Raw genomic sequence first — 25,381 nt, forward strand, 5'->3', positions numbered from 1 at the left:
AGAAAGGGAAGCAATAAAATGTTCAGATGTATAAAGCTGGTTATTACCTTCTTGTTATTTTTTAGTTTTGCATTGTTTGAAGCTAAAGCTGAAGAAGCGCTTACATGGGAGGCTTGCGTTAAAGAGGCAAAACAAAATCATCCTGATTTACTATCGGCACAGGAAAATTTAAAACAATCCAAAGCAGACAAATCAATTGCCATGAGTACTATGCTGCCGCAGATAAGCGCTGATGCAAGCGACAAAAAATTAGAAACGGATGTTAAAAAAGAATACGAGGCTTCTTCATACAGCATAACAGGAAAACAATTATTATTTGACGGCTTTAAAATAGCTAATGATGTAAAGGCTGGTTCGGAAACTATAAAGGCTTCTCAATATAACTATGCAGTAACGTCTTCCAATATAAGATTAAGATTAAGAACTGCCTTTACTGAACTTCTAAGAACCCAGAAACTTGTTCTTATGACAGAAGAGATAGCTTTGCGCAGAAAACAGAATTCGGAACTTGTAAAATTGCGTTACGAAGCAGGCAGAGAACACAGAGGTTCATTGTTGACCTCTCAAGCTGATTTAGCTCAGGCTGAATTTGAAGTCGTTCAGGCGAAAAGGAGTGTTTCTCTGGCTCAAAGACAATTAACAAAGGAATTAGGACGCAGAAAATTGGTATCTATTGAGGCAAATGGAGATTTCGGAATTACAGAGATCAATAGACAAAAACCAAACTTTGAATATTTAGCTGATAACACGATTTTCTTAAAGGAACTTATTGCTAAGAAAGAAGCGGCTAGATTTGGTTTAAAATCTGCTAAGGCTGACTTTTTCCCTAAAGTTTACGCCAGTGCCACTACAGGAACAACTAACTCGGATTGGCTGCCGGACGAGGATACGTATGCATGGTCGGTTGGTGTAAGCGTATCTTTGCCAATATTCGAAGGCGGAAGCAGAATAGCTAAAATTTCTAAAGCCAAAGCAGGACTGAATAAGGCACAAGCGGATGAACGAAGCGGACGAGATAGTATTATTTTTACATTAGAAGAAACATGGACAGAGTTTCAGAATGCAACGGACAGGGTCTCTGTGCAAAGCAAATATCTTGAAGCCGCTAAAGAACGGGCACAGATAGCTAATGCTCAGTATTCGACAGGACTTGTATCTTTTAATGATTGGATAATTATTGAAGATAATATCGTAAGTGCAAAGAAATCTTTTTTGAATGCTCAAGCAAATGTTCTGGTAAATGAAGCTAACTGGATACAGGCAAAAGGAGGAACTCTGGATTATGAAAAATAAGAAGTGGAAAGTTTATTCTATTTTATTAATCGTATTACTTATCATCGGCATAGTGGCAATAAGGACAAATAGAGGCAAGGTTTCTCAAGAAATTGTCAAGGTAATAACGCCAGTCTATGGCAATATTCAAAATTTTATATCGACGACCGGCACAGTACAGCCTCAAAACCGCCTTGAGCTAAAGCCGACAATCAGCGGACGAATTGAGAGTATTTTGGTTAAAGAGGGGGAAAAAGTAAAAATCGGTCAAACCCTTGCATGGATGAGCTCAACGGAAAGGGCAGCTCTTTTAGATGCCGCCAGAGCGCAGGACGAAAAAAGCATGAAATACTGGCAGGATGCGTATAAGCCTACTCCTCTGGTAGCCCCTATTGACGGAGAGGTAATTGTTAGAGCAGTTGAACCGGGTCAGACTGTTACTTCTTCTGACGCTGTGATTGTCCTATCTGATCGCCTAATTGTTAATGCTCAGGTTGATGAAACCGATATCGGGAAGGTAAAGCCTGGTCAAACAGCAATCATCAGTTTAGACGCATATCCTCAGGTAAAAGTAGACGCAAAAGTCGATCATATATCCTACGAATCTAAGGTTGTTAATAATGTCACTATTTATGAAGTTGAAATTGTTCCCCAGCGAGTACCCGATGTTTTTCGCTCAGGTATGAGCGCAAACGTAAACATAGTAGAGACAAACAAAGATAATATCTTGATCATACCTCTTGAAGCCCTCAATCTAGATGAAAAAGGTAATTTTGTTCTTTTGAAAAGTCAAGATAAAGAACCCATTAAGCGCCATGTTGAGCTTGGGATTTTGGGTGAAGACAACGTAGAGATTATCTCCGGATTAAATGCGAAAGATACAGTAATAATTAAGACCCAGAAGTATATGCCCTCAAAAGGCACAGATGGCGGCAGTAATCCTTTTATGCCTTCTCGTAAGAAAAAGAAGTGATAGAATTAAAGAATATAAACAAGACCTACAAAATTGGCGAAATAGGAGTACAGGCGTTACGTAATGTATCCCTAGAGATTACTCCGGGGGAATTTGTTGCCATTATGGGTCCTTCAGGTTCCGGCAAATCAACTCTTCTTCATTTATTAGGTTTTTTAGACAAGCCTGATTCAGGCTCGTACTATTTAGGAAAAAAAGAAGTAGCGAATCTCACTGATGATGAATCAGCTATTTTAAGAAATCGTCTGGCAGGTTTTGTCTTTCAGCAATTTCATCTACTTCCCCGAATGACTGCCTTGGAGAATGCAGAACTTCCTTTAATCTATGCTGGTAAACGTCACCTAAAAGAGAAAGCTCTACAACAGATTGAGGCGGTTGGTCTCACACAGAGAGCATCTCACAGCCCGAATGAACTTTCCGGCGGAGAACGACAACGAGTTGCCATTGCACGTTCTTTAGTGAATGAACCATTGATTATTTTTGCCGATGAACCAACAGGCAATCTTGATACAAAGAGCGGACAAGAGATTATGTCAATTTTACAAAGATTGAATCAGCAGGGTAAAACCATTGTAATGGTTACTCATGAGAAGGAGATTGCTCAGTACGCAAAAAGAATTATTTGTATGCGCGACGGTAAAATTATTTCTGATGAAAAAATTAAAACTGAGACTGAGAAGGTTTCTTCACCCTCTGTAATCATTCCATTAGAAGACATTCTATCGGAGTCACATTCAACTGTCAGAAAGGCCGAGTTCTTAGACCATATCCGACAGGCTGTTCAGGCCATATTTTCACATAAGATGCGTTCAATCCTTTCTATTCTTGGTATTCTTATCGGTGTTGCAGCAGTAATTGCTATGCTCGCTTTAGGGCAGGGGGCAAAAGAGTCTATTTCACAAAAATTAGCTTCTTTAGGTTCAAATCTCTTAGTTATAAGCCCCGGCTCTCGACGAACACAAGGAGGAGTAGCTTTACAAGCCGGAGAGATCACAAGGTTTACGCTGAAAGATGCGGAGGCACTTACAAAGCTGCCAATGCTGGAAAAGGTTTCTCCTACGGTAAGTGGTCGTGCTCAACTCGTTTATGGCAATAAAAACTGGAATACACAGGTTTATGGCACAGGAACGGATTACGCATCCATGCGGGCGTCTATTCCCACTGTCGGCAGATTTTTTACAGAAGAAGAGTTACGGATGCGTCAGAAAGTGGTTTTGCTTGGTACTACTATAGTAAAAGAAGTTTTTGAAAATATTAATCCGGTTGGCGCAACAGTCAGAATAAACCGCATAAATTTTAAAGTAATAGGTATTCTGCCGGAGAAAGGCGCAACCGGCTGGCGTGACCAGGATGATCTGGTAGTAATTCCTGTTACTACTGCTATGTACCGGCTTCTGGGAAAGGAGTATGTAAATTCTATTGATGTGCAGGTAAAAGATATTAGTATGATGGAGGAAGCACAATCTTCAATACGCCAGCTTGTTATCAAACTTCACCGTCTTGACAAAGACGATGAAAGGTCTTTTCAGATTCATAATATGGCTGAAATTCAGGAAGTTCTAGAGAGCACAACAAGGACAATGACCTTGCTTTTGGGTTCTATCGCAGCTATAGCTCTTTTAGTCGGCGGCATAGGCATTATGAACATTATGCTTGTTTCAGTAACCGAACGTACCAGAGAAATAGGTCTTCGTAAAGCAATAGGAGCGCGCAGAAAAGACATACTGTCCCAGTTTCTTATTGAGTCCGTTGTTATGACATTTAGCGGTGGTATCATTGGTATTATATTGGGGATAGGCATAGCTTCCCTCTTGTCTTTCTTTGCAGGGTGGGCAACTAAGGTTTCCATATCATCGGTAGTTTTGGCTACGACGTTTTCTGTTGCTGTTGGAATAGGATTTGGATTTTGGCCTGCCCGCCAGGCGGCAAAACTCAATCCTATAGAAGCATTAAGATACGAATAAAAGAGTCCCCCATTGAAGGGGGATTCAGGGGGATGTAATCGAATTATTAAATAGTATGGTTGTAGAATGAGATTCGCAGTCAAAGATACCCTAACCGAAGAGGAAATCCAGTCCGGGCTTAGAACAGTTATAAAGGATGGTTTGACCTCTCAAACTATGGTCACACTCACCGGCGGCATATTTTTAGTCGCTTTTGCCTTGAAACTAGGCGCTTCCAACATGACTATTGGACTGCTGGCTGCTATACCTCCTCTAACCCAGTTGCTTCAGATTCCTTCAATTTATCTGGTGGAGAAGGTACGTAATAGACGGGCAATTACTACCTATGCCGCCGGTATAAGCAGAATGTTTTGGTTATTAATTGTTTTAATCCCTTTCCTTTTCTCAATTCAAGCAGGGTTGACCTTTCTCATTGCAGCCATATTACTGCATACAGCCTTTGCTTCTGTAGCGGGTTGCAGCTGGAATTCATGGATGCGTGACCTCTTACCTCAGGACCGATTGGGTGCCTTTTTCTCGAAACGAATGGGTCTTGCCACAGGGTTGGGTATTGTCCTCAGCTTAGCTGCAGGAATCTATATTGACTACTGGAAAAGATTATTTCCTGGTTATGAGCTGCACGGCTATTCTATTCTTTTCTTTCTGGGATTCCTTGCAGGAATGCTTGGTGTTTACTTCATATCAACCATACCTGAACCGCGTATGGCGCCGGCAGATAAAAAATTAAAATTTTTCAAATTACTCTTGCGGCCGTTTAAAGATGGTAATTTTAAAAATCTCATTATGTTTTTAGGCCCATGGAGTTTTGCTGTTAATCTGGCGGCTCCTTTTTTCACCGTTTATATGCTTAGAAGGTTACAACTGGGCATGTCGTTTATTATCGCTCTGTCTATATTGAGTCAGATAATGTATCTGGCATTTATACGAATCTGGGGCACTTTTTCCGACCGTTTCAGCAACAAATCGGTTCTTTTGGTCAGTGGCCCTTTGTTCATGTTGTGTATTCTTGCCTGGACTTTTACCACCTTGCCCGAGAAGTATGTGTTAACGATACCGTTGTTAGTAATCATACACATTTTTACGGGCATTTCCACGGCAGGGGTGAACTTGGCTGTGGGAAACATTGGACTTAAACTGGCTCCCAAGGGACAGGCGACGGCATATTTAGCTGCCAATAGTTTTGTTAATTCACTGGCAGCCGGCACGGCTCCTATTCTTGGCGGCAAGTTTGCCGACCTTTTTGCAGGATGCGAACTTTCATGGACTCTAAAGTGGACAAGCACTGGAAGAGAGCTGGTCATTCCTACACTGAGTTTACAGCAATGGGATTTCTTCTTTTTTCTGGCATTTTTAGTGGGTTTATATTCCATCCACCGGCTGGCTATGGTAAAGGAGATAGGAGAGGTTAAAGAGAATATTGTCGTCCATGAGCTTGTTGCAGAGGTAAAAAGAGGGATGCGGAATCTATCCACGGTTGGGGGTTTACGCTACATGACCCAGTTTCCATTTTTAGTTGTTAAAACCGTCTTCAAAGGGCGAAGTAAGCCGCATATATAATAAAAAAATTATGAATTAGGATTCTATTGTGGATTTTTTATCATCCCTCTCAAGTTCATACTTTTTAATCTAAAGGGTACCCCTACAATCTACTGAACACTCTCTATCAGATTAATCAGTTCTTGATATGATGTTGCTTTGCTTATGCGGCTGCGAATTTCTTTGCTGTTATAATGGCCTTTAAAATACCTCATCGCTACCTTGCCCATGAGGCCTATCTTGTTAGCAAGGCCTATATCCTTATATTTTTCTATGTAAGCAAGGTGGGCTTTGATGACCTTTTTCTTTGCAGGCAAACTTGGATTTTCAGGAGTCTCGCCGTTTTTTAAATAGTTTTCAATATTTTTGAATATCCATGGATTGCCGAGCGCGCCACGCGCGACCAGGATTCCGTTGCATCCTGTTTCATCAAGCATCTTCTTAGCCATGAATGGATTAAATATATTTCCGCTTCCGAATACAGGTATCTTTAAAGATTCTTTAACAGCCTTTATTGATTCATAATCAATATCACCTGAGTAACCCTGTAGCATCGTCCTGCCGTGTATAAAGACTATAGAGGCGCCGTTTTCCTCGCATTCTTCAGCAGTTTTAACACATTCTACGATATCCCTTTTATCAAAACCGGTTCTTAACTTAACTGTGATGGGAATTCGCAGTTTGGAAACTAATTTTTTAATGATTTTGCCAAGTAACTCTCTGTTTTTTAGCAGAGCTGCGCCAGCGCCCTTTTTTGTTACTTTTTTTACGGGACAGGCGCTGTTTATATCCAAGAAAGATAGATCAACAAGCTCTGTAAGCTTTTCGGCGGCATCAAGCATTGCGGAAGGGTCTACACCCAGCAGCTGCGCAGAAATTGGGGAATCTTTCTTAAGCGTTTTTATGGAGCTCTTATTTTTCAGGCGGTCATAAACTATAGCTTTTGAATCAAGCATCTCAAAGAAGCAGTGTTTGGCGCCTAATCTGCGGCTTATAAGCCGAAAGGCAAGGTCTGTTACTCCTGACATAGGAGCCAGATATATTTTGGGATTCATAGTGATTATTATACCATAAGCTCCAATCCTTTGATATAATAGACGAATGCTGAAATACAACATAATATTAGCGTCAAAATCAAAGAGACGCTCAAAGATACTTAAAGAATGCGGGATACCTCACGAAGTTGTTGTAAGCAACGTTCATGAGGAGATGGACCATAAAAAGGGTGCGAAGTTCAACGTCTTGCATAATGCCCGGGTCAAGGCAGAAAAAATAGCAGTCGAATATAAGGAAGGTTATGTTATCGGAGCTGATACCATTGTTTTATTTAAAAAGCGCCTTATAGGAAAACCAAACACAAGAAAAGAGGCAATATCTCTTCTCAAGTCATTCTCAGGAAAGACAGTCTTTGTCTATACAGGTCTTTGCGTAATAGACGCTAAAAGAGGCAGATCAGAAAGCGCAATTGATGTATCAAAGGTTCATGTAAAAAGACTCTCGCTCAAGAAAATAGATGAATTTGTGACTGTGGCCGGACACAACGACAAGGCGGGCGGTTTTTCAATAGAAGGGCCCGGGGCATTTATATTTGATAATATAGAAGGCTCGTTTTATAATGTACTGGGTCTGCCCATGATGAAGCTTGATGAACTTTTTGAAAAATTAGACGTAGATCTTTTAGGAGAAGGAATTGGCAAAAAATAAGAATTCCACAATGTTATACGGAAGAAACTCAGTTTTTGAGCGATTAAAGACAAATCCACAAACCATAAAAAAGATCTTTCTGCAGGATAATTTCAATGTGCCTCATATAGAAAAATTAATAGGAGAAAATTCTATTCCCTCTGAACGACTGTCTCATCAGGGACTGGAGAGGATCAAACATACTAAAGATCTTCAAGGCATAGTTGCCAGCGTAGATGAATTCAAATATGTACCTTTTGACGATTTGATGAATTCCTCTAAAGACAAGCAGTTAACATTTATATTTCTCGATAGGATAAACGATCCTCACAACTTAGGAGTCATTATTCGCACCGCCGCCTGTTTTGGCAGACTTGCTGTTATTATTCCGAAGTTTGAAGCCTGTGAAGTAAACGAGACAGTCCAACACGTGGCTTCAGGAGGAGAGAATTATGTGCCAATATCAATGGTAACGAACCTTTCCGATGCCATAATTGATGCAAAGGCTCGCGGATACTGGATACTGGGGACTGTTATAGCTGATGATTCTAAGGATATAAATAAAGTTGACTTCCCTTTTCCTCTGGGCATTGTGTTAGGATCTGAAGGGAAAGGTATTCGCCATGGTTTGCAAAAATATCTTGATATAAGGGTTCGGATTCCTATGAACGGTGCTAAACTTTCATTCAATGTCAATATAGCCTGTGCTATTCTTTGCCATGAGATATCAAAGCAAAGCGGCGGAGTGATGTATTAACTATTATAATTTGATATAATATAATTATAAGTAGAGGCGGGTATATTCTGTTGTTTATGTAGGAGGAAAAATGTTTAGGTTTATTAAAAGAGTTTCAAAAACTGCGGGGCTCGTACCCGGCGAGCTTGTTCATGTAGGAGAAAGAAAGGTAGGTAAAGTAGAAATATCGGCGCTGGATTATGATGATAAGAATTTTTACGAAAAAGAAATTACCAATATTGAGGAAACTTTCCCATTTAAAGATACGCCAACAGTTACCTGGGTTAATATCAACGGATTGCATGAATTAGATATTATTGAGAAGATTGGCAATAATTTTGAAATGCACCCCCTAACTCTTGAGGATATTGTTAATACCAGTCAACGTCCTAAATATGAAGATTTTGATAAGTATATCTTTATAGTTTTTAAAATGCTTATGTTTGATGATTTAAAGAAAGAAATAATTTCAGAGCAGGTAAGCTTAATTTTTGGTTCTAATTTTGTAATATCTTTTCAGGAGAAAGAAGGCGATGTATTTGATCCCGTTCGCCAGCGTATACGTAATGATAAGGGAAGGATCAGAAAAATGGGGGCGGATTATCTCGCTTACAGTCTTTTGGACGCTGTTGTTGATAATTATTTTTCTATTTTAGAAAGACTTGGCGAAAAAATTGAAGAGATAGAAGAAGAGTTAGTTACCAATCCTACGCCTCAAACTCTGAAGGCTATTCATAATTTAAAACGGGATACGATATTTTTAAGAAAATCCGTATGGCCTTTACGTGAAGTTACCAGTGGTCTTGAACGGAGTGAATCTAAACTTATAAAAAAGGGGACGCATATATTTTTTCGTGATGTCTATGACCATACCATTCAGGCTATAGATACCATTGAAACATTCAGGGATATGGTTTCAGGTATATTTGATATTTATTTATCCAGTGTAAGCAACCGGATGAATGAAATAATGAAAGTTTTGACGATATTTGCAGCGATATTTATTCCTTTAACATTTATAGCCGGTGTTTATGGGATGAATTTTGAATTCATGCCGGAATTGAAAATGAAATGGGGATATTTTACATTGTTGGGCTTTATGGCTGTTGTTGGCTTTGGAATGTTGTTTTATTTTAGAAGAAAAAAGTGGATGTAATAATCAGATTTAGGAATAAGCATGGAAACTCAGGATTATTATAATATTTTAGGCGTAAATAAGAGTGCCTCTCCTGCAGAGATTAAAGCAGCATACCGCAAACTAGCTCTTAAGTATCATCCCGACAGATGTCCGGAGGAAAAGAAAAAAGAATGCGAGGAGAAATTCAAAGAGGTTGCAGCCGCATATTACGCTTTGGGCGACGCAAAAAGACGCAAGGAATACGATGATTATAAAAAAGGTGATTATGTATTTAGAAGCGGGCATGGCTCCGGAGACTTTGCTTCACAAACAGGGTTTGATTTTGAAGATTTAATGAAGCATTTTCATGAGCAGGGAGGGTCACGCAGAACCCAACAGCAAAGAGGATTTAATAGATATTTCTCTTTTGATGATTTATCTGATATTTTTGAAGGAGTGAGTTCAGAGCAAGGCGATCAAGGCGGAGGCGCCTATACAACTTATCAATTCGGAGGGGGTCAGCAAAAACATGATACAGATACATACGCAAATATAAAGATTCCCCGAAATCTTGCTGTGAACGGAGGTCAGGTTAAAGTTAAATTAAGCGATGCAAGAACAATTACACTAAAAATAAATCCCGGCACAAAAAATGGCCAGAAGTTAAGGTTGAAAGGCATCGGGACAATGTGCCCTACGTGTGACCATAAGGGAGATCTAATAGTTTCTATACGTTATTCATAAACAAGAACAAGGAGGGCCTTATGAGCAGTAAAAGAAGTTTTAGTTTTGATGAAGCAAAGAAAATTGGAGAGCAGCTGGGTATAAAGTGGGATAAATTTGACGTGGAGCAGTTTCGAATGGGTATGGATGTGGAGTTAGAGCATGGTTTAGTTAGTCCGGCAACAAATGTTACCGATGATGACCCCTTAACCACAGGGAAGATTGCCCTTGCCCACTTGGAAGAATTTTCCGATTATTATACGAGATTAGAAAAGATGGAAAAAGAAGCAGATAAATTTTGGGGAAAATAAGGATAAGGAGATAGAGCAATGATTCTTGAAAAAGGTGAGAAAGTTCATATTATTGAACGCAGATATTTCCCTGATGATGTGCGAAGACATTTCTGCGGTGAAGTAATAGATTTAGCTGAACACCTTCTCAGGGTAGCAGGTAATGTTTGGGCATGGGATGCTCGGATCAATCAGTTTACAAAAAGAGAAAGTAAAAGAGAGCGTGTTTTTTGTCTGGGCGATAGGTTAACAATCAACATCCTGCCCAGAGAAGCTGACCTGGAGAATGTTATATATATCTATGATAAAAATAGAGGACATATAGCGACTGATGGTAAGTCTTTTTCACTTAATATTACTGAGTTTAGTATTATAATATAGTCGGATGAAACAAAAAATAATTTAAAAAGAGTAAAAGAAGCGATGACAGTAGTATTAGAAACCAACCAGGGAATAATCGAAATTAAGCTAATGCCGGATATAGCCCCAAAGACTTGTGAGAATTTCCTTGGGCTTATAGAACGCGGCTATTATGATGGACTTATTTTCCACCGTGTAATCAAGGGCTTTATGATTCAGGGCGGAGACCCTACCGGAACAGGTACAGGTGGCGAGTCCATTTGGGGTAAGCCATTTAAAGATGAAGTGTGTAAGGAAGTTGGGTTTGATAAGCCCGGACTTTTGGCTATGGCTAATGCCGGTCCAGGGACAAACGGCAGTCAGTTTTTTATTACAGTAGCCAAGACACCATGGCTGAATATGCACCACACTATTTTCGGTGAGGTAACATCAGGCTATGATGTTGTCGAGAAATTAGAAAACACACCCACAGGTCAGGCCAGCAAGCCAACTACTGAACAGAAGATTATCAAGGCCTACTTAAAGAAATAACTCAGAACGATTCGACTACCCTACCCCAACATCCATAGTCAGGTAGTTTTAGCCACTCCATATTTTGCCTGCCTGTTCCCTAGGTGAAAATTTCCTGCTATAATACCCCCGCTATGAAAGTATATATCAAAACATTCGGCTGCCCGTATGCGCAAGTACCGACTGATGATTCTGGAGCTTTTAAAGAAATTAAATACTTGTGAGTGAAAGGATTAGATAAATACTGACACACAAATATTACATATAGTGTAATAAAAATGTTTATTCTGGAAAAATTGTTGACATATTCGTATAAAGTGCATACACTTATTCGCAAGTAGTAACAATTTATACGGAGAACCTATGGAACAAAAAACAGAGAGAATGCTCGGCTATTTCAAAAAGCATGGTGGCATTGCGCGCTTTTCTTCAATTATAAAATCAGGATTTCATCCAGACACGCTTAGTGCACTTGAGAAAGAAGGTAAAATAGAGAAGATTGCCAGGGGACTTTACCGGATGGCTCATTATACGTTTGGATCTTATCCTGATCTTGTTAGTGCTTCTCTTCAAGCTCCAAGAGGAATCGTTTGTCTTGTGTCAGCTCTTGCTTTTCATGAAGCAACAAACGAGATACCCAGGTATGTAGATATTGCAATCCCGGAAGGGACTCGTGCCAATAGAATCAAGTATCCTCCAATACGATTTTATCGTTTTTCAATTAAAACTTGGAATGCCGGTATTGAAATACATCAAACTGAAGGGCATAAAATCAGAGTTTATAACCTTGCCAAAACGATAGCTGATTGTTTTAAGTTTCGCAATAGAATAGGTATAAATGTTGCAAGGGATGCACTTAAGACAGCGATTACCGAGAAGGACATAACTCCACAGGATATAATGGAATATGCTAAGATCTGCCGTGTGCATAAAATCATTCAGCCAATACTTGAAACAATGATATGAAAAAAGATATTAAGAATATAGAAGCTTCAATTAAAGCCCAGCTTCAGAATAAAGCAAAAGAAACGAATCGCCCATTTTCTGAAGTTCTCCAATATTATGGAATGGAAAGATTTCTTTATCGCTTTAGCCAATCCAAATATGCGGATAAATTTATTTTGAAAGGCGCACTTATGTTTACAGTGTGGCAGGTGCCAGAACGAAGGGCAACTCTTGATATAGATTTTGCGGCAAACTATGACAACCAAATAGAAGCCATTGAGAAGGTCATAAAAGACGTTTGCAAGGTATCAGTAACTCCAGATGGACTTATCTTTGATGTGTCGACAGTTAAGGGTCAGAAGATAAAAGAGGATGCGGATTATGAAGGTGTACGTGTTAAATTTAAAGGCTTTTTAGAACGATCACGTATCTCGATGCAGATTGATGCAGGTTTCGGCGATATCATCTATCCCAAGCCCAAAGTTATTGAATATCCCACTATTTTAGATTTTCCAAAGCCTAAGCTTAAAGGATATCCTGCGGAGAGTGTTGTCAGTGAGAAATTTGAGGCTATGGTAAAACTTGGCCTTCTCAATAGCCGTATGAAAGATTTCCATGATATTTGGCTTATGATGCGTCAGTTTGATTTTAATGGTTCCAAGCTTACCGAGGCACTGAAAAGAACCTTTGAACATCGTAAGACTTCACTTCCTGTGGATAGGCCGTTATTTGCCGAAGAAATTTACGATGAAAAATCCGACCGTCAGATGTTATGGAAGGCTTTTCTGATAAAAGGACAAATCAAACATGCACCGGAGAAATTGAGTGTTACGGCTAAAGCTATTGAAGAATTTCTTATTAAACCACTTGAAGCGATTAATAAAGATATTGTGTTTAACAAAAAATGGAAAGTTTCCGGACAATGGTTTACGTAGTCCAGCAACAAATGTTACCGAGTCAAGACTGGATGCGAATCTACTAAAACAGGAAAAATTAAGTGGGGTTTTTTCAGATGGATTACTTGCAATTGAGGCATACAGGAAACAGATTATTCCTCTGAGAGATGAAGAAAGAGATTTGAAAGCCAGAGTTAAAAGGTTTGAGCTAAGCCTTATCGAAAAGGAACGCTCAGAGGAATACAAGAAATTACTTGAGTCAATTGTGAATCATCTTGATACGATAGAAGCTGATTTGGACATTGCAGGCAAGAAAGGCATACTGAGACTGGTCTTTAAATCCATCAGGATTAAGAACGGCAGAATAAAGGATTTTGAACTTTACAATCCATTCAAAAGCTTATATGAGGGAGTGAATATAAAATGCCAACTCAAAGAGACAGAACAAGTTATGACAATCCCGGAAAGCGTCTCTACATACGCACTTTCGGATGTCAGATGAATAAGCATGATTCTGAGGTGGTTTTGGGACTGCTGTTGAGTCAGGGTTATAAAGCGATAGAAAGCAGGGAAAAAGCTGATGTTATCTTAGTAAACACCTGTTCTGTGAGAAAACATGCTGAAGATAAGGTATACAGCATGCTGGGAGAACTGACAAAAATCAAGAAAGATAGACCTGACTTAGTTGTTGGAGTTATGGGCTGTATGGCACAGAAGGATAAAAACGGGATTTTTAAACGCTCTTCAAATGTAGACTTTGTATGCGGTACGCATAATTTTCAGAGAATACCTAAAATGATAAAAACCGTAGTTGAACAAAAAACAAAAATAGACCTTACTGAGATGGGAAAACAGGTTTTCGTCTCCCCTACTCTGTCTTCCAGAGAAAGCAAGACTTCTGCATGGGTTTCCATAATGAAGGGCTGTGATAATTTTTGTTCATATTGCATTGTGCCATATGTGAGAGGCAGAGAAGTTTCCAGACCTTCAGAGGATATCCTTCAGGAAGTCAAAGAACTTGCTCATGCAGGGTATAAAGAATTAACGCTATTGGGACAAAACGTTAATTCATACGGCAAGGGGCTGAATGAGAATGTTGATTTCTCCGACCTGCTTGAACTAATTCACAGAATAGAGGGTATTGAATTAATAGACTTTGTAACGTCTCATCCCAAAGACATTCCCCTTAAACTGATTGATGCTGTAGCGAATCTGGAAAAAGTGAGCAGATACCTTCACTTTCCTCTACAGTCAGGTTCGGATAAGATTCTTCGTTTAATGAATAGAGGATATACTCTGTCTCATTATATGGAGATAGTTAATAAACTGAGAGAGAGGATACCTGACATTAGGCTTGGAACGGATATTATTGTGGGATTTCCGGGAGAAGATGAAGAAGATTTTAATAAAACCTATCAGGCAATGAAAGAAATAGAGTTTGCTCAGGCTTATATGTTTAAATATTCTCCGCGCGAAAGAACAGCCGCATTCAAGCTCGCAGATGATGTTCCCCAGCAAGTAAAAAAAGAAAGGCTAAATAAAATAATAGAACTTCAGAAATCTATCAGTCAGAAGAAAAAAAAGTAGTCTGTCGTCTTTACTTTCCCATACCTATTTTTTGAGCAACCTGAAAGACTTTTCCTTCTGTCATTATAGCAGGTGCAATAATGATATCCGTTAACTGCATTTCTTTTATATTTTTAGCTCCAAGATTACCCATTGAAGTTCTTAAAGCGCCTGCAAGATTTTGTGAGCCGTCATCCAAATCTGCAGGACCAACAAGTATTTGTTTCAGAGAACCTGTTGTACCTACTTTTATTCTTGTGCCTCTAGGTAAATTAGCATGAGAAGTTGCCATACCCCAGTGAAAGCCCCTGCCAGGAGCTTCCTTTGCACGTGCCAGAGCAGAGCCAATCATTACTGCGTCTGCGCCGCACGCAAACGCCTTAGCAATATCTCCCCCTAAAGACATGCCTCCATCAGTGATAATAGGAATGTATTTTCCTGTCTGCTTGTAATAAAAATCCCTTGCTGCTGCACAGTCGCATGTAGCAGTAACCTGTGGAACACCTATTCCTAATACTCCCCGCGTAGTGCATGCTGCGCCTGGTCCGATCCCAACAAGTATTCCAGCCGCTCCTGTAGCCATAAGCTCAAGAGTCATGGAATAAGTAACGCAATTACCTATTATCACAGGAATTTTCATACTCTTACAAAGTTTAGGAAAGTCAGCTGTTTTATATTCGCTGGATATATGCTTTATTGATGTAACTGTCGATTGTACAACAAACATATCTGCTCCTGCTTCTTCTGCCAGCTTTCCAAAGCGTTCCGCTTTCTGAGGAATAGATGACACTGCACACAATGCTTTTGCTTTTTTAATATCTTTTATCCTTTTAACGATTAAATCTTCTTTTATAGGTTTGTCATAAATTCCTTGAACGAGTTTCGTAGCTCCCTCAGGTGTTGCTTTTGCAATGTCCTTTAGGATTGATTCAGGATTGTCATATCTTGTCTGAATGCCTTCCAGATTCATGACAGCAAGTCCGCCGAGTCTTGACATCTCGATTGCAAGTTTTGGGTCAACAACACCATCCATTGCAGCTGCTAGGATGGGGATACTCAGTTTTATATTTCCTATCTCACAATTAATATCCACATCGTTTGGATTAATAGTTAAATTTCCCGGCACAAGCGCTATTTCATCAAATCCATAGGATCTTCGCGCTTTTCTTCCTCTTCCAATCCACATACCCATTTCTTTATATCTCCTTTCACATTAGGCCGTAGTTAAATATTTGGTGAGTCTCGTTGAAAAAATCCAAAATTCTAAATCTGAAACTCGAAACAAATTCTAAATTCAAATTTTTAAAATTTAAAACATTGTTTTGGTCATTTGTATTTCGGTAATTTGATATTGTTTCGTATTTTGTGCTTCGTGCTTCGAATTTACATTTCTTCATAGTTGGCTATTCTATTTTAACATTACTCAAAAGTCAATTGCACATTATTTTTTTCTATTTCCTTGAGCTTTTAATCTGGAGATTTCGTCTCTTATTTCTGCTGCTTTTTCAAACTCAAGGTTTTCAGCTGCTCTAACCATTTCTTTCTCCAGTATTTTTATATCTAATATTCCCTTCTTTTGAGCATAAGAAACTTTTTCATCTTTACCAGTTATTGTCATCTGTCTTATTTCTTTTTGGATGGTCTTAGGAGTAATCCCGTGCTCTTTATTGAATTTTGTTTGAATTCTTCTCCTGCGTTCGGTCTCACCTATTGCTTTTTTCATAGATAGAGTCATCTCATCTGCATACATAATAACTGTGCCTGCCACATTACGTGCAGTTCTTCCGATTGTTTGGATAAGAGCCGTTTCTGAACGCAAAAACCCCTCCTTATCTGCGTCTAATATTACTACCAATGAAACTTCAGGAAGATCAAGTCCCTCTCTAAGTAAGTTTATCCCTACCAGAACGTCGAATTTCGCGAGTCTAAGATCACGTAATATATCAACTCTCTTTATTGTATCAATCTCAGAATGCAGATATCTGACACGTATTTCATGCTGATTCAGATATTCAGCCAGGTCCTCCGCCATGCGTTTAGTCAAAGTTGTAACAAGCACCCTCTCTTTTTTGGCAACTCTTTTCTGAATTTCTTTCATAAGATCTTCTATTTGATTCTCGGTAGGTCTAACTTCCACCTTTGGATCAACCAGACCCGTAGGACGTATAATAAGCTCGACTGTCTGTCCTCCCGAATACCTTCGGGACTTTCGTGACAATTCAAGTTCATATTCAGCAGGTGTTGCAGAGACAAATATTACTTGATTTATCATTTTTTCAAATTCAACAAAATTTAAAGGTCTATTATCCAGAGCAGATGGTAATCTGAAACCAAAATCAACAAGGGTCTGCTTTCTCGATCTATCTCCCTTATACATGCCTCGTATTTGTGGAATAGAAACATGAGACTCATCAATAATCATTAAAAAATCCTTGTTAAAATAGTCAATGAGAGTATAAGGCTTTTCCCCCGGCTTTCTTCCGCTTAAGTGTCTTGAATAATTCTCAATTCCTGCGCAATATCCAATTTCACTAAGCATCTCCAGATCATATTTTGTTTTTGTCTCCAAACGCTGTGTTTCAACAAGTTTCCCTTGATTTTTCAAGTCTACTAACCTTTGCTCTAATTCCTTTTTTATAAATTCTGCTGCAGTTTTAATACGGTTAGATGTCGTAACAAAATGCTTTGCGGGATATATTGCAATTCTGTCAAGATCTGTTAGCACCTTACCTGTTATATAATCAATTTGGGAGATTTTATCTATTCTATCTCCAAAGAGTTCTATTCTCACAGGAATTTCTTCGTATGAAGGGAAAATTTCTATGGTATCGCCTTTTACTCTGAATGTGCCGCGATGAAAGTCAATATCATTACGTTCATACTGAATATCAACAAGTTTTCTCAGAATATGTTCCTGTTTAAGCTCATCATCCCTCTGAAACATCAACAACAAGTCTTTCCATTCATCAGGAGAACCAAGTCCATATATGCAGGATACACTGGCAACTATAATCACATCTTTGCGTGAAAGCAGTGAGCTTGTAGCTGCAAGCCTGAGCCTGTCCAGATCATCATTTATTGAAGCATCTTTTTCTATATATGTATCCGTTTGTGGGATATATGCCTCAGGTTGGTAGTAATCATAATAACTGACAAAGTACTCAACGGCGTTATTGGGAAAAAACATTTTGAATTCTATGTATAGCTGTGCTGCCAGAGTTTTATTATGAGAAATAACAAGCGTGGGTTTATTTATACTGCGAATAACATTTGCCAGCACAAAGGTCTTACCTGACCCGGTAACGCCAAGAAGAGTCTGATATTTTTTATTAGTTTTAATTCCCTCTACAAGCTGTCTGATCGCCTTTGGTTGGTCCCCCTTTGGAGAAAAATCAGAAACCAGTTTAAAATGGTCCATATTTCATCATCTAAATCCAGTTCAGGATAGTGTCTGCAATACCAGAACCATCTAGTTTGTACTTTTTCAACAGGAGATGCCGCGGACCTTGTTCAATAAATTTGTCCGGCAATCCAATATGTAGAGACGCAACATCCTGCGTCTCTACATATTCTGCAACGCTCATCCCAAATCCGCCGGCAATAACATTTTCTTCAACTGTTACGATCTTCTTTATCCGAGACGCTATTTTCTCAATTAGTTCCGTATCCAACGGCTTAACAAATCTCATATTCGCTACTGAGACATTTATGTTTTTCTTCTCTAATATTTCTGCTGCCTCTAAAGCTGGATAAACCATTGTTCCTATTGCTAATATCGCAACATCAGCACCGTCTCTCAATATTTCTCCTTTCCCAATTTCAATCTTTTGAATTGAGTTGGAACCAAGTTCCTTGGAACTGGATTTCGCAGCATAATCCTTTGGATATCTTATAGAAATTGGCTGATTATATTCTACTGCTTTAGAAAGCATGCTTTCTAATTCACCCTCGTCCTTCGGAGACATAATCGTCATGTTTGGGATCATCGAAAGATATGAAAAATCAAAAACTCCCTGATGTGTTGGCCCGTCTCCTTCTACTATACCTGCTCTGTCAATTGCGAAAATCACAGGCAGCTTTTGTAAACACACATCATGTAAAATCTGATCATATGCGCGCTGAAGAAAAGTTGAGTAGACCGCAAAAACAGGTTTTAACCCCTTTAAAGCTAAGCCTGCTGCAAATGTAACAGCATGCTGCTCTGCCATGCCAACATCAAAGAATCTGTCCGGAAATTTTTGAGCAAACTCTCTAAGTCCTGTTCCATCTGGCATAGCCGCAGTTATTGCTACTATTTTTTTATCTTTTTGTGCCAATTTGATCAGAGCAGAACCAAAGAGTTCTGTATATGTTTTGCGTTTCTTATCTGCGTCTTTACTTTTCCATATGCCTGTTTCAATATCAAACGGTTTTGCGCTATGAAATCTTGTGGGATTCTCTTCCGCAAATTTATATCCTTTCCCTTTCTTTGTTAATATATGCACTAATACAGGACCTTTAAAGATTTTGATATTATCGAGTGTTTCTATAAGCAATGGGATATTGTGTCCATCAATTGGGCCAATATAACGAAAACCTAATTCATCAAATAATATTCCTGGAACAAGAAGCAACTTAAGACTTTTTTCTAATTTCTTTGCGCTGTCAACTAACAGGCTGCCAAATCTTGGAATCCTTTTTAACACTAGTTCCAGATCACCTCTAACTCTATTGTATATTGGATTAGTCGTAATTCTATTCAGATACTGAGACCATGCTCCAACATTATGAGATATACTCATCTCATTACTATTCAAGATTACAATTATATCTTTTTTAATATGTCCTGCATGGTTTAGAGCCTCAAATGCCATACCTCCGGTAAGCGCTCCGTCTCCAACTACAGCTATGAGCTTATTTTTATTGCTTGTCAATTTTTGCGCACACGCCATACCAAGAGCAGCTGAGATCGAAGTGCTTCCATGTCCTGTGCCGAAAACGTCATACTCACTCTCTTCTATTTTTGTAAAGCCGCTCATTCCTCCAAATTGCCGAAGTGTATAAAACTGGTTTCTTCTTCCTGTAAGAATTTTATGTGTATATGCCTGATGCCCAACATCCCAGATTATCTTATCATCAGGACAATTAAAGACATAGTGCAGAGCTATCGTGAGTTCAACAACACCGAGATTTGAAGCGAGATGCCCGCCCGTTTGCGAAACGGTTTCGATTATCAGTTTTCTTACTTCAGAGACCAACAGAGGAAGTGTTTTAATATCCAGTTTTTTTAAATCTTTTGGAGTTTTTATCTTTTCTAAATACATTTTTAAAGCCTTTTCATCATCTTGAAAGTCTTGATAGCTTATCCAAAACTAACTATCAAGTCAACCATGTGTATGAGTCCATATTGAAGATGCGCCAATAAGTCAAATTTATGCACATATTTTACCTAGACATCCAATCTTGCATATGCTAGCATAACCTTGTAAAAGTCAAAAGATAGAAATATTGCATGAATAATATGCTCCTAAATCACAAGTTTCAGTTTATATCATTCTGCCATGTGTTTCATAAGGAGAAGGCTGGTGGAAAGATTAACATAAATGATGATACACATATAATGCATATAACTAAAGGCAAAGGAACTGTTACCATAAAAGAACAAAAATTTAATTTTCAGAGAGGCTCTATAATAGCTGTTTCGCCTTTTATCAAATTTACATTAAATATTTTGCCGAATTTTGAAATGCTAAATATTCACTACAAACTATGGCTCTCTGACGATAGTCCTTTAGATGAACATACCGTGCTTCCTTACGTTTTCAGTCCTAAGGATTTTATTTATATTGAAAAAATATTGAGAAAAATGGATTCTCTATCAAAGGTTACATCTCTGGATAAGTTAAAAATCGCCTCTCTTGCCCATAATTTAGTTCTGCACCATATGATATCCAATGAACTTATTCCAAGAGTTACTCCAGCGATAGACCCCAGAATTAGTAAGGCTTATAAAAAACTTATGTCCAAAGATTGTATAAGATATAACGCTGGGGAAGCTGCTGAATTATGCTGCTTAAGTGTAAGTCAGATGAACCGCAAATTTAGAAGATTTTTTGGACAGTCTCCACAGAAATTGTGGGAGAAACGTAGGTTTTCTAGAGTATGCGCAACATTAACAAAAACTGATAAACCTCTATCAATACTTGCTGAGGAGTTTGGTTTCGATGATCATGCTTATTTTTGCAGATGGTTCAAGAAGATATCAGGGTATTCACCTCTAAGGTACAGAAAAAACTCGATAGAATTAAATCACTTATTTTGAGAAAATAGAAAAAAGTTATGTTAGAAAAAGAGAAAAAACAACGATTCAGTTTTGGTTTTAGTGATAGTCTTTTGGCTGAGTTGGGAGGTGTCAAGCAGGATGAATTGCATAGTAGCGTAGATGCTATATATAAAGCTTACGAAAGTATCAAGCCATTGGCAGAACGGATGGGAGTAAAATCTCCTAAACCCAGGATTGCAGGATTTTGTTATCCGCATGTTGTAGCACTTGGAGCAGAAGTTGTTTTTGCTGAAGATTCTGAACCTAATGTTAAACCTCTAATCCACTCGCCAGAAGAGATTGATTCGTTAAAAGAACCTGAAGATTATCTTACAAACAAATATATTCAAGAAAGATTGCGAATTTCTGATGAGATAAGAAGGCGTTATCCAGATTCTCCGAGTTTCATTGGCCATCTTCTTGAGGGACCAATAACTACAGCAGTCTTACTTATGGGTAATGATTTCCTTATGCTTCCATATGATGATTCTGAACGTGCCCATAAACTGCTACAATTTTGTGTTAAAAGTGCTCTAAATTATGCCAAGGTAATTAGCAAACGGCTTGATAAGCCTTTTAAAAGTAATGGGTTTCCAGACGATTTTGCTGGAATGTTTCATCCAGACATGTTCAGGCAATTTGTTGTTCCATATTGGGAGCAGTTATATCAGGGGCTGAAAGCAATCAAACGCAGTCTCCATAGTGAACTTCTTCGCATAGAACACCTACCATTTTTAGAAGAATTAAAAATGGAATGTTTTGACCCAGGTGCTGACCAGTACCTGACACCTGAACAATTGAAGGAACATTGTCCGTGTAAATTTCAATCCCGTATTTTATCCTGGCATATACATGACCTTTCAGCTGATGAGCTTGAAGCAATGTATCTCAAAATAGCGAAGTCTAAACCTTATGTGATTAGTTTCTCTATAAGCAGGCTGGAGGATGAATCAAAAATTAAGCGTCTTTTAAATGTTGCACGGGAAATGGAATATTGAAGAACAATAAAAAAAGAAAGGAGACAGACTATGTTTATTGATATTCACCTGCATACTGCAAGGAAAAAATCCCTTCCAAGGAATGAGAAGGGAGATAATTATGCATCCCCTGAGGAATTGATCGAAATGATGGATAGAACGGGAGTTGACAAGGGAATTCTTCTGCCTGGAGTAAATCCTGAGTGCAGAAAGCAATTCTCAACAGTGGAGGATATCATGGATGTTTGCGAAAAATATCCTGACAGGTTCATTCCTTTCTGTAATATTGACCCGCGGGCTGAAAAAAATAGTCCTGAGGCTGATCTCTCACGCCAACTGCTCTTTTACAAGGAAAAAGGATGTAAAGGAGTCGGAGAAGTATGTGCAAACCTGTATTTTGACGACCCTCTTGTCCAGAACTTATTTAAACACTGTGAAAAGAGCCAGATGCCTCTTCTTTTCCACATTGGTCCTCAAAAAGGGAATTGCTACGGTCTTATAGATGATCTACATCTGCCACGTTTGGAAAAGTCCTTGAAAGACTTCCCTGATTTGATATTTATCGGGCATTCTCAACCCTTCTGGTCAGAGGTCAGCGGAGATGTAACGACCGAAAACAGAAAAGGGTATCCTGAGGGTAAGGTGACTCCGGGAGGTGCAGTTCCCAGACTTATGAAAGAATATCCTAACATGTATGGAGATATATCAGCACACAGTGGTTACAATGCCCTAACGCGTGATGCGGAATTTGGATATGCCTTCATTGAGAAATTTCAGGATAAGCTTTTCTTTGGGACAGACATTGCATCTCCAAGAAACGACCATCGTCATGCAGAATTTTTGAGAAACGCTTATAAAGAAGGGAATATTTCAAAAGAGGCATTTGAGAAAATAAGCTGGCAGAATGTGAATAGAGTTCTAAAGTTAGGAATTGGATAAAGATTTATTTTATCCCTTTACTCTTGGAAACAATATACCCGCCAGTCAAGAGTACAGCGCCTGAGGCTAGTTGTCCTGTTGTAAGAATCTCACCAAAAATAAAATAGGAAAAAATTGCTGTTAAAAGAGGCGATATCAGGAGTATGCTTGAAGCCATGGCAATACCAGTTGCACGAATTGCAAAGTAATATACTGAATGTGCGAGTCCAATACAAAATAGGCCTGAGATAAACAGGATGAATAAAACTCTTATAGGAAGATGAATAATTGCTAAAGGATTTCCCTCTATGAGTGCCATTAAAAAAAAGACGAATGCGCTGATTATAAAAACAAAAGGTGTAAAAGCCACTATGTTGTAATTTCGCAGGGTCTTCTGAACGTATACGGCATAAAATGTCCAGAACAGATTTGCCAGTATAATGAAGATAATTCCCCATTTCATCTGTAAAGAGGTTACTTCTCCTTTAAAGAAAATTACTCCTATAACACCCAGAAGACACAGAAGTGTCCCCAAAATGTATTTTGCGCTTTTAATACTCTCTCTTTCTTCAGGGAAAAGCATAAAAGACACAATTACAGTGAGCACAATGCTAATTTTCCCAATCAAGGACACAAATGCAGGCAAAACCCGGTATAATGCCATGACCCAGAAGGTTTGCATAATAATAAGGAAAAAAGCCGTAATAAACAGTTTTTTCCATACCTTTAAACACTGCCTAAATTCGCTGCGGAAAAATATAGAGACAATTATAAAAAGAGACAAACTCCCTGATAGATACCTGAAGGCATTTTGTGTATGAACATCCAGATATTTAGAGAAATAACGGACAAAAATCGGGCCAAATCCCCAAATACAAGCTGTAATTACAATTAAAGCAATCCCCTGGCCTTTACTTAATTTCATCTAAGCGCCTCTTTTATTCTTTAGCTAAATTACGATTTCAATTGCTTGATATGGGCAGGCAGGAATACAAAGTTCACACGCTATACACTTTTGCTTATCAAATGATACTTTCATTGTATCTCTGTTTAAGAATATAGCATTTGTCGGACAATGCGGTATGCAAGCAGTGCAGTGGACACATTTGCTTTCGTGCCATTTAATGTCCTGTGCAAGCGGCTGAATATCTATATTTAACTCAGCCAGATAATTCATGCCAGCTTCCATTTCTTTCTTACTGCCGCTTATTTCTACTACTAATCTTCCCTGCTCCTGTGGAGTAACTCTGGCTCTGAGTATATTTATCATTAAATTATAATCCTTGACAAGATGATATACGACCGGCTGACTGACTACTTCATGTGGAAAAGTTAAAACAACTCTTTTTCTAATCATAGCTTATTCTCCTGAAGAAAGAGACTTAACCGGTTTTGCCAGTTCAAATCTTCCCTTTTTAATCTTATCTTTAAGGATTTTTGCTATTTCTCTTGCCTTATTATAGCTTGACAATGCACCTGTAGGAACTTGTTTTCCTTCTATCTCTATATGTCCATCTCTTAACTGCTTATAATTAACCTCGCCATAGCTTTTGTTGACTCCGTTAGGATAGTCTTTACTATAATCCACAATTTGAGTGTAAATATCCTCATCCTTTACAGCTGTATATTTAACTATATCCTCGCTTAAAATAGGTATTGGAATGCCTATGCCAATAGTTAAAGTTACCCCATACCCCGTAATACTTGTGCCTTTCAGCCATTCCGAAGACATCCCTTTTAAATCTCCGACTACAGCGAGAGTTCCTGCTGGAGCTCTCACCACGCTATTGGTTCCTCTTTTAACACGTGGATTATGCTGCGTCCCTTCCCAGTAGACAAATCCTTCTCCTCCTCCGAGAAATATTTTTGTTCCTATGCCAATAGTCTTATATAAAGGATCATTCAGCAAAGGGCTTAATTGTCCAGCACTACAGTAATTCGCATTGCCAATGTTCGGCTTTAGAATTCCCATATAGGTGTATATGTTTCTGTCAGAATATTTATTTATCGCAACATTGTAATTCTGATATGCATTTCTTGGGTTTGTTAGAATAGCCTGGTTTACACTTTTTATGTCTATTACAGTCTTAAGCTCTTTCTTCGGATAGCAATCTGTTCCATAAGATATTGCTCTAAGTTTTATAGGTTTGCCAGCAACTAAATCCTCTATTACATGCCCGCCTCCATATTTGAAGCTGCCTGGAAATACCTTATTCAATAAATCTTCATCAGGAAGCTCTGTTACTCCAAGATAAATATCAGCAGCAGCAAGCCCAGCATATGCATTAATGCCATTTAACCATACTTTCTGAGCTTTTATCTTTGGTTTTGAATTTTTAAAATTAATAAAAGCACCTGAAGAGCACATTGGAGCAAATGTACCTGTTGTTACAACATCTACTTCTTTTGCAGCCTTTTTTATGCCTTTTTCCTCAACTATATCAATAATCTCCTCAGCAGTTACAACTACTGCTTCTCCCCTCCTTATCCTTTGATTTATTAGTCTCCTGTAAAATTCACAACTCACTGTTACACAGGAAGTTGCAAACATTAATTTCTTGACTTTCCCCTCCAGCCTTGATATAATGTAACTGCTTCTCAAATAATAAGTTAC

The 25,381-nt window shown here is 38.6% G+C and carries 25 protein-coding genes; 18 read left to right on the top strand and 7 right to left on the bottom strand.

From position 1 onward, the window contains the following. Positions 1 to 18: 18 nt before the first annotated feature. The 4 genes from KKC91_00340 to KKC91_00355 all read left to right on the top strand — a co-directional run bounded on the left by KKC91_00340 (position 19) and on the right by KKC91_00355 (position 5,766). The gene (locus KKC91_00340) at positions 19 to 1,293 is read left to right on the top strand and encodes a TolC family protein (protein MBU0477006.1); all 1,275 of its coding nucleotides are present in this window, start codon (positions 19 to 21) and stop codon (positions 1,291 to 1,293) included. Then, the gene (locus KKC91_00345) at positions 1,283 to 2,245 is read left to right on the top strand and encodes an efflux RND transporter periplasmic adaptor subunit (GenBank protein MBU0477007.1); all 963 of its coding nucleotides are present in this window, start codon (positions 1,283 to 1,285) and stop codon (positions 2,243 to 2,245) included. The genes KKC91_00340 and KKC91_00345 overlap by 11 nt, the downstream gene beginning before the upstream one ends. Further along, positions 2,242 to 4,209: an ABC transporter permease gene (locus tag KKC91_00350; protein MBU0477008.1), complete on the top strand. Its 1,968-nt coding sequence runs from the start codon at positions 2,242 to 2,244 to the stop codon at positions 4,207 to 4,209. Before KKC91_00345 ends, KKC91_00350 begins: the two co-directional genes overlap by 4 nt. A gap of 66 nt (positions 4,210 to 4,275) precedes the next feature. Then, the gene (locus tag KKC91_00355; GenBank protein MBU0477009.1) at positions 4,276 to 5,766 is read left to right on the top strand and encodes an MFS transporter; all 1,491 of its coding nucleotides are present in this window, start codon (positions 4,276 to 4,278) and stop codon (positions 5,764 to 5,766) included. An 89-nt stretch (positions 5,767 to 5,855) separates the two neighbouring features. On the opposite strand, the gene dusB is transcribed toward KKC91_00355, so the two are convergent. Next, on the bottom strand, positions 5,856 to 6,800 hold the full coding sequence (gene dusB / locus KKC91_00360; GenBank protein MBU0477010.1) for a tRNA dihydrouridine synthase DusB: 945 nt from the start codon (positions 6,798 to 6,800) through the stop codon (positions 5,856 to 5,858). 46 nt (positions 6,801 to 6,846) lie between these two features. Here dusB and maf point away from each other — a divergent pair, with 46 nt between their 5' ends. From maf to miaB, 11 genes are all read left to right on the top strand, one after another. Further along, positions 6,847 to 7,449 carry a septum formation protein Maf gene (gene maf / locus KKC91_00365; GenBank protein MBU0477011.1) on the top strand — a complete coding sequence of 201 codons (603 nt, stop codon included), beginning with the start codon at positions 6,847 to 6,849 and terminating at the stop codon, positions 7,447 to 7,449. Next, the gene (gene rlmB, locus KKC91_00370) at positions 7,436 to 8,185 is read left to right on the top strand and encodes a 23S rRNA (guanosine(2251)-2'-O)-methyltransferase RlmB (protein MBU0477012.1); all 750 of its coding nucleotides are present in this window, start codon (positions 7,436 to 7,438) and stop codon (positions 8,183 to 8,185) included. The genes maf and rlmB overlap by 14 nt, the downstream gene beginning before the upstream one ends. Before the next feature lie 70 nt (positions 8,186 to 8,255). Further along, the gene (corA, locus tag KKC91_00375; GenBank protein ID MBU0477013.1) at positions 8,256 to 9,320 is read left to right on the top strand and encodes a magnesium/cobalt transporter CorA; all 1,065 of its coding nucleotides are present in this window, start codon (positions 8,256 to 8,258) and stop codon (positions 9,318 to 9,320) included. 21 nt (positions 9,321 to 9,341) lie between these two features. Continuing rightward, positions 9,342 to 10,025: a DnaJ domain-containing protein gene (locus KKC91_00380; GenBank protein ID MBU0477014.1), complete on the top strand. Its 684-nt coding sequence runs from the start codon at positions 9,342 to 9,344 to the stop codon at positions 10,023 to 10,025. A gap of 20 nt (positions 10,026 to 10,045) precedes the next feature. Continuing rightward, positions 10,046 to 10,315, top strand: coding sequence for a hypothetical protein (locus tag KKC91_00385; GenBank protein ID MBU0477015.1), 270 nt, complete (start codon positions 10,046 to 10,048; stop codon positions 10,313 to 10,315). Positions 10,316 to 10,333: 18 nt separating this feature from the next. Continuing rightward, positions 10,334 to 10,675, top strand: a complete 342-nt coding sequence (locus tag KKC91_00390; protein MBU0477016.1) for a hypothetical protein — start codon at positions 10,334 to 10,336, stop codon at positions 10,673 to 10,675. A 42-nt stretch (positions 10,676 to 10,717) separates the two neighbouring features. Next, positions 10,718 to 11,185, top strand: coding sequence for a peptidylprolyl isomerase (locus tag KKC91_00395; GenBank protein ID MBU0477017.1), 468 nt, complete (start codon positions 10,718 to 10,720; stop codon positions 11,183 to 11,185). A 342-nt stretch (positions 11,186 to 11,527) separates the two neighbouring features. Continuing rightward, a complete protein-coding gene (locus tag KKC91_00400; protein ID MBU0477018.1) occupies positions 11,528 to 12,130 on the top strand; it encodes a type IV toxin-antitoxin system AbiEi family antitoxin domain-containing protein in 603 nt (200 codons plus the stop codon). Further along, positions 12,127 to 13,044: a nucleotidyl transferase AbiEii/AbiGii toxin family protein gene (locus KKC91_00405; GenBank protein ID MBU0477019.1), complete on the top strand. Its 918-nt coding sequence runs from the start codon at positions 12,127 to 12,129 to the stop codon at positions 13,042 to 13,044. The genes KKC91_00400 and KKC91_00405 overlap by 4 nt, the downstream gene beginning before the upstream one ends. After that, positions 12,998 to 13,507 (top strand): hypothetical protein, encoded by a 510-nt coding sequence (locus tag KKC91_00410; GenBank protein ID MBU0477020.1) that lies wholly within the window; start codon positions 12,998 to 13,000, stop codon positions 13,505 to 13,507. The genes KKC91_00405 and KKC91_00410 overlap by 47 nt, the downstream gene beginning before the upstream one ends. Beyond that, positions 13,504 to 14,592, top strand: coding sequence for a tRNA (N6-isopentenyl adenosine(37)-C2)-methylthiotransferase MiaB (gene miaB / locus KKC91_00415; GenBank protein ID MBU0477021.1), 1,089 nt, complete (start codon positions 13,504 to 13,506; stop codon positions 14,590 to 14,592). The genes KKC91_00410 and miaB overlap by 4 nt, the downstream gene beginning before the upstream one ends. Positions 14,593 to 14,602: 10 nt before the next feature. On the opposite strand, the gene KKC91_00420 is transcribed toward miaB, so the two are convergent. The 3 genes from KKC91_00420 to dxs all read right to left on the bottom strand — a co-directional run bounded on the left by KKC91_00420 (position 14,603) and on the right by dxs (position 19,874). Continuing rightward, positions 14,603 to 15,763, bottom strand: coding sequence for a GuaB3 family IMP dehydrogenase-related protein (locus KKC91_00420; protein MBU0477022.1), 1,161 nt, complete (start codon positions 15,761 to 15,763; stop codon positions 14,603 to 14,605). A gap of 249 nt (positions 15,764 to 16,012) precedes the next feature. Then, entirely contained in the window at positions 16,013 to 17,989 is a 1,977-nt protein-coding gene (gene uvrB, locus KKC91_00425; GenBank protein MBU0477023.1) for an excinuclease ABC subunit UvrB, read from the bottom strand. A gap of 10 nt (positions 17,990 to 17,999) precedes the next feature. After that, positions 18,000 to 19,874, bottom strand: coding sequence for a 1-deoxy-D-xylulose-5-phosphate synthase (dxs, locus tag KKC91_00430; protein MBU0477024.1), 1,875 nt, complete (start codon positions 19,872 to 19,874; stop codon positions 18,000 to 18,002). A gap of 188 nt (positions 19,875 to 20,062) precedes the next feature. On the opposite strand from dxs, the gene KKC91_00435 reads away from it, so the two are divergent. From KKC91_00435 to KKC91_00445, 3 genes are read left to right on the top strand one after another with little or no spacing between them, the layout of a single operon-like run. Then, positions 20,063 to 20,872 carry an AraC family transcriptional regulator gene (locus tag KKC91_00435; protein ID MBU0477025.1) on the top strand — a complete coding sequence of 270 codons (810 nt, stop codon included), beginning with the start codon at positions 20,063 to 20,065 and terminating at the stop codon, positions 20,870 to 20,872. Between the two features lie 17 nt (positions 20,873 to 20,889). Further along, a complete protein-coding gene (locus KKC91_00440) occupies positions 20,890 to 21,870 on the top strand; it encodes a hypothetical protein (GenBank protein ID MBU0477026.1) in 981 nt (326 codons plus the stop codon). A 30-nt stretch (positions 21,871 to 21,900) separates the two neighbouring features. Next, positions 21,901 to 22,788, top strand: coding sequence for an amidohydrolase family protein (locus KKC91_00445; protein ID MBU0477027.1), 888 nt, complete (start codon positions 21,901 to 21,903; stop codon positions 22,786 to 22,788). A 4-nt stretch (positions 22,789 to 22,792) separates the two neighbouring features. On the opposite strand, the gene KKC91_00450 is transcribed toward KKC91_00445, so the two are convergent. The 3 genes from KKC91_00450 to KKC91_00460 are packed head-to-tail and all read right to left on the bottom strand — an operon-like array spanning position 22,793 to position 25,318. Continuing rightward, complete coding sequence (locus KKC91_00450; protein ID MBU0477028.1) at positions 22,793 to 23,692, bottom strand: DMT family transporter; 900 nt, start codon at positions 23,690 to 23,692, stop codon at positions 22,793 to 22,795. Positions 23,693 to 23,716: 24 nt separating this feature from the next. After that, positions 23,717 to 24,124: a 4Fe-4S binding protein gene (locus KKC91_00455; protein MBU0477029.1), complete on the bottom strand. Its 408-nt coding sequence runs from the start codon at positions 24,122 to 24,124 to the stop codon at positions 23,717 to 23,719. A 3-nt stretch (positions 24,125 to 24,127) separates the two neighbouring features. Beyond that, positions 24,128 to 25,318, bottom strand: coding sequence for a homocysteine biosynthesis protein (locus KKC91_00460; protein MBU0477030.1), 1,191 nt, complete (start codon positions 25,316 to 25,318; stop codon positions 24,128 to 24,130). Between the last annotated feature and the right edge of the window lie 63 nt (positions 25,319 to 25,381).

The organism is bacterium, assembly GCA_018812485.1.
GTDB lineage: Bacteria > JAHJDO01 > JAHJDO01 > JAHJDO01 > JAHJDO01 > JAHJDO01.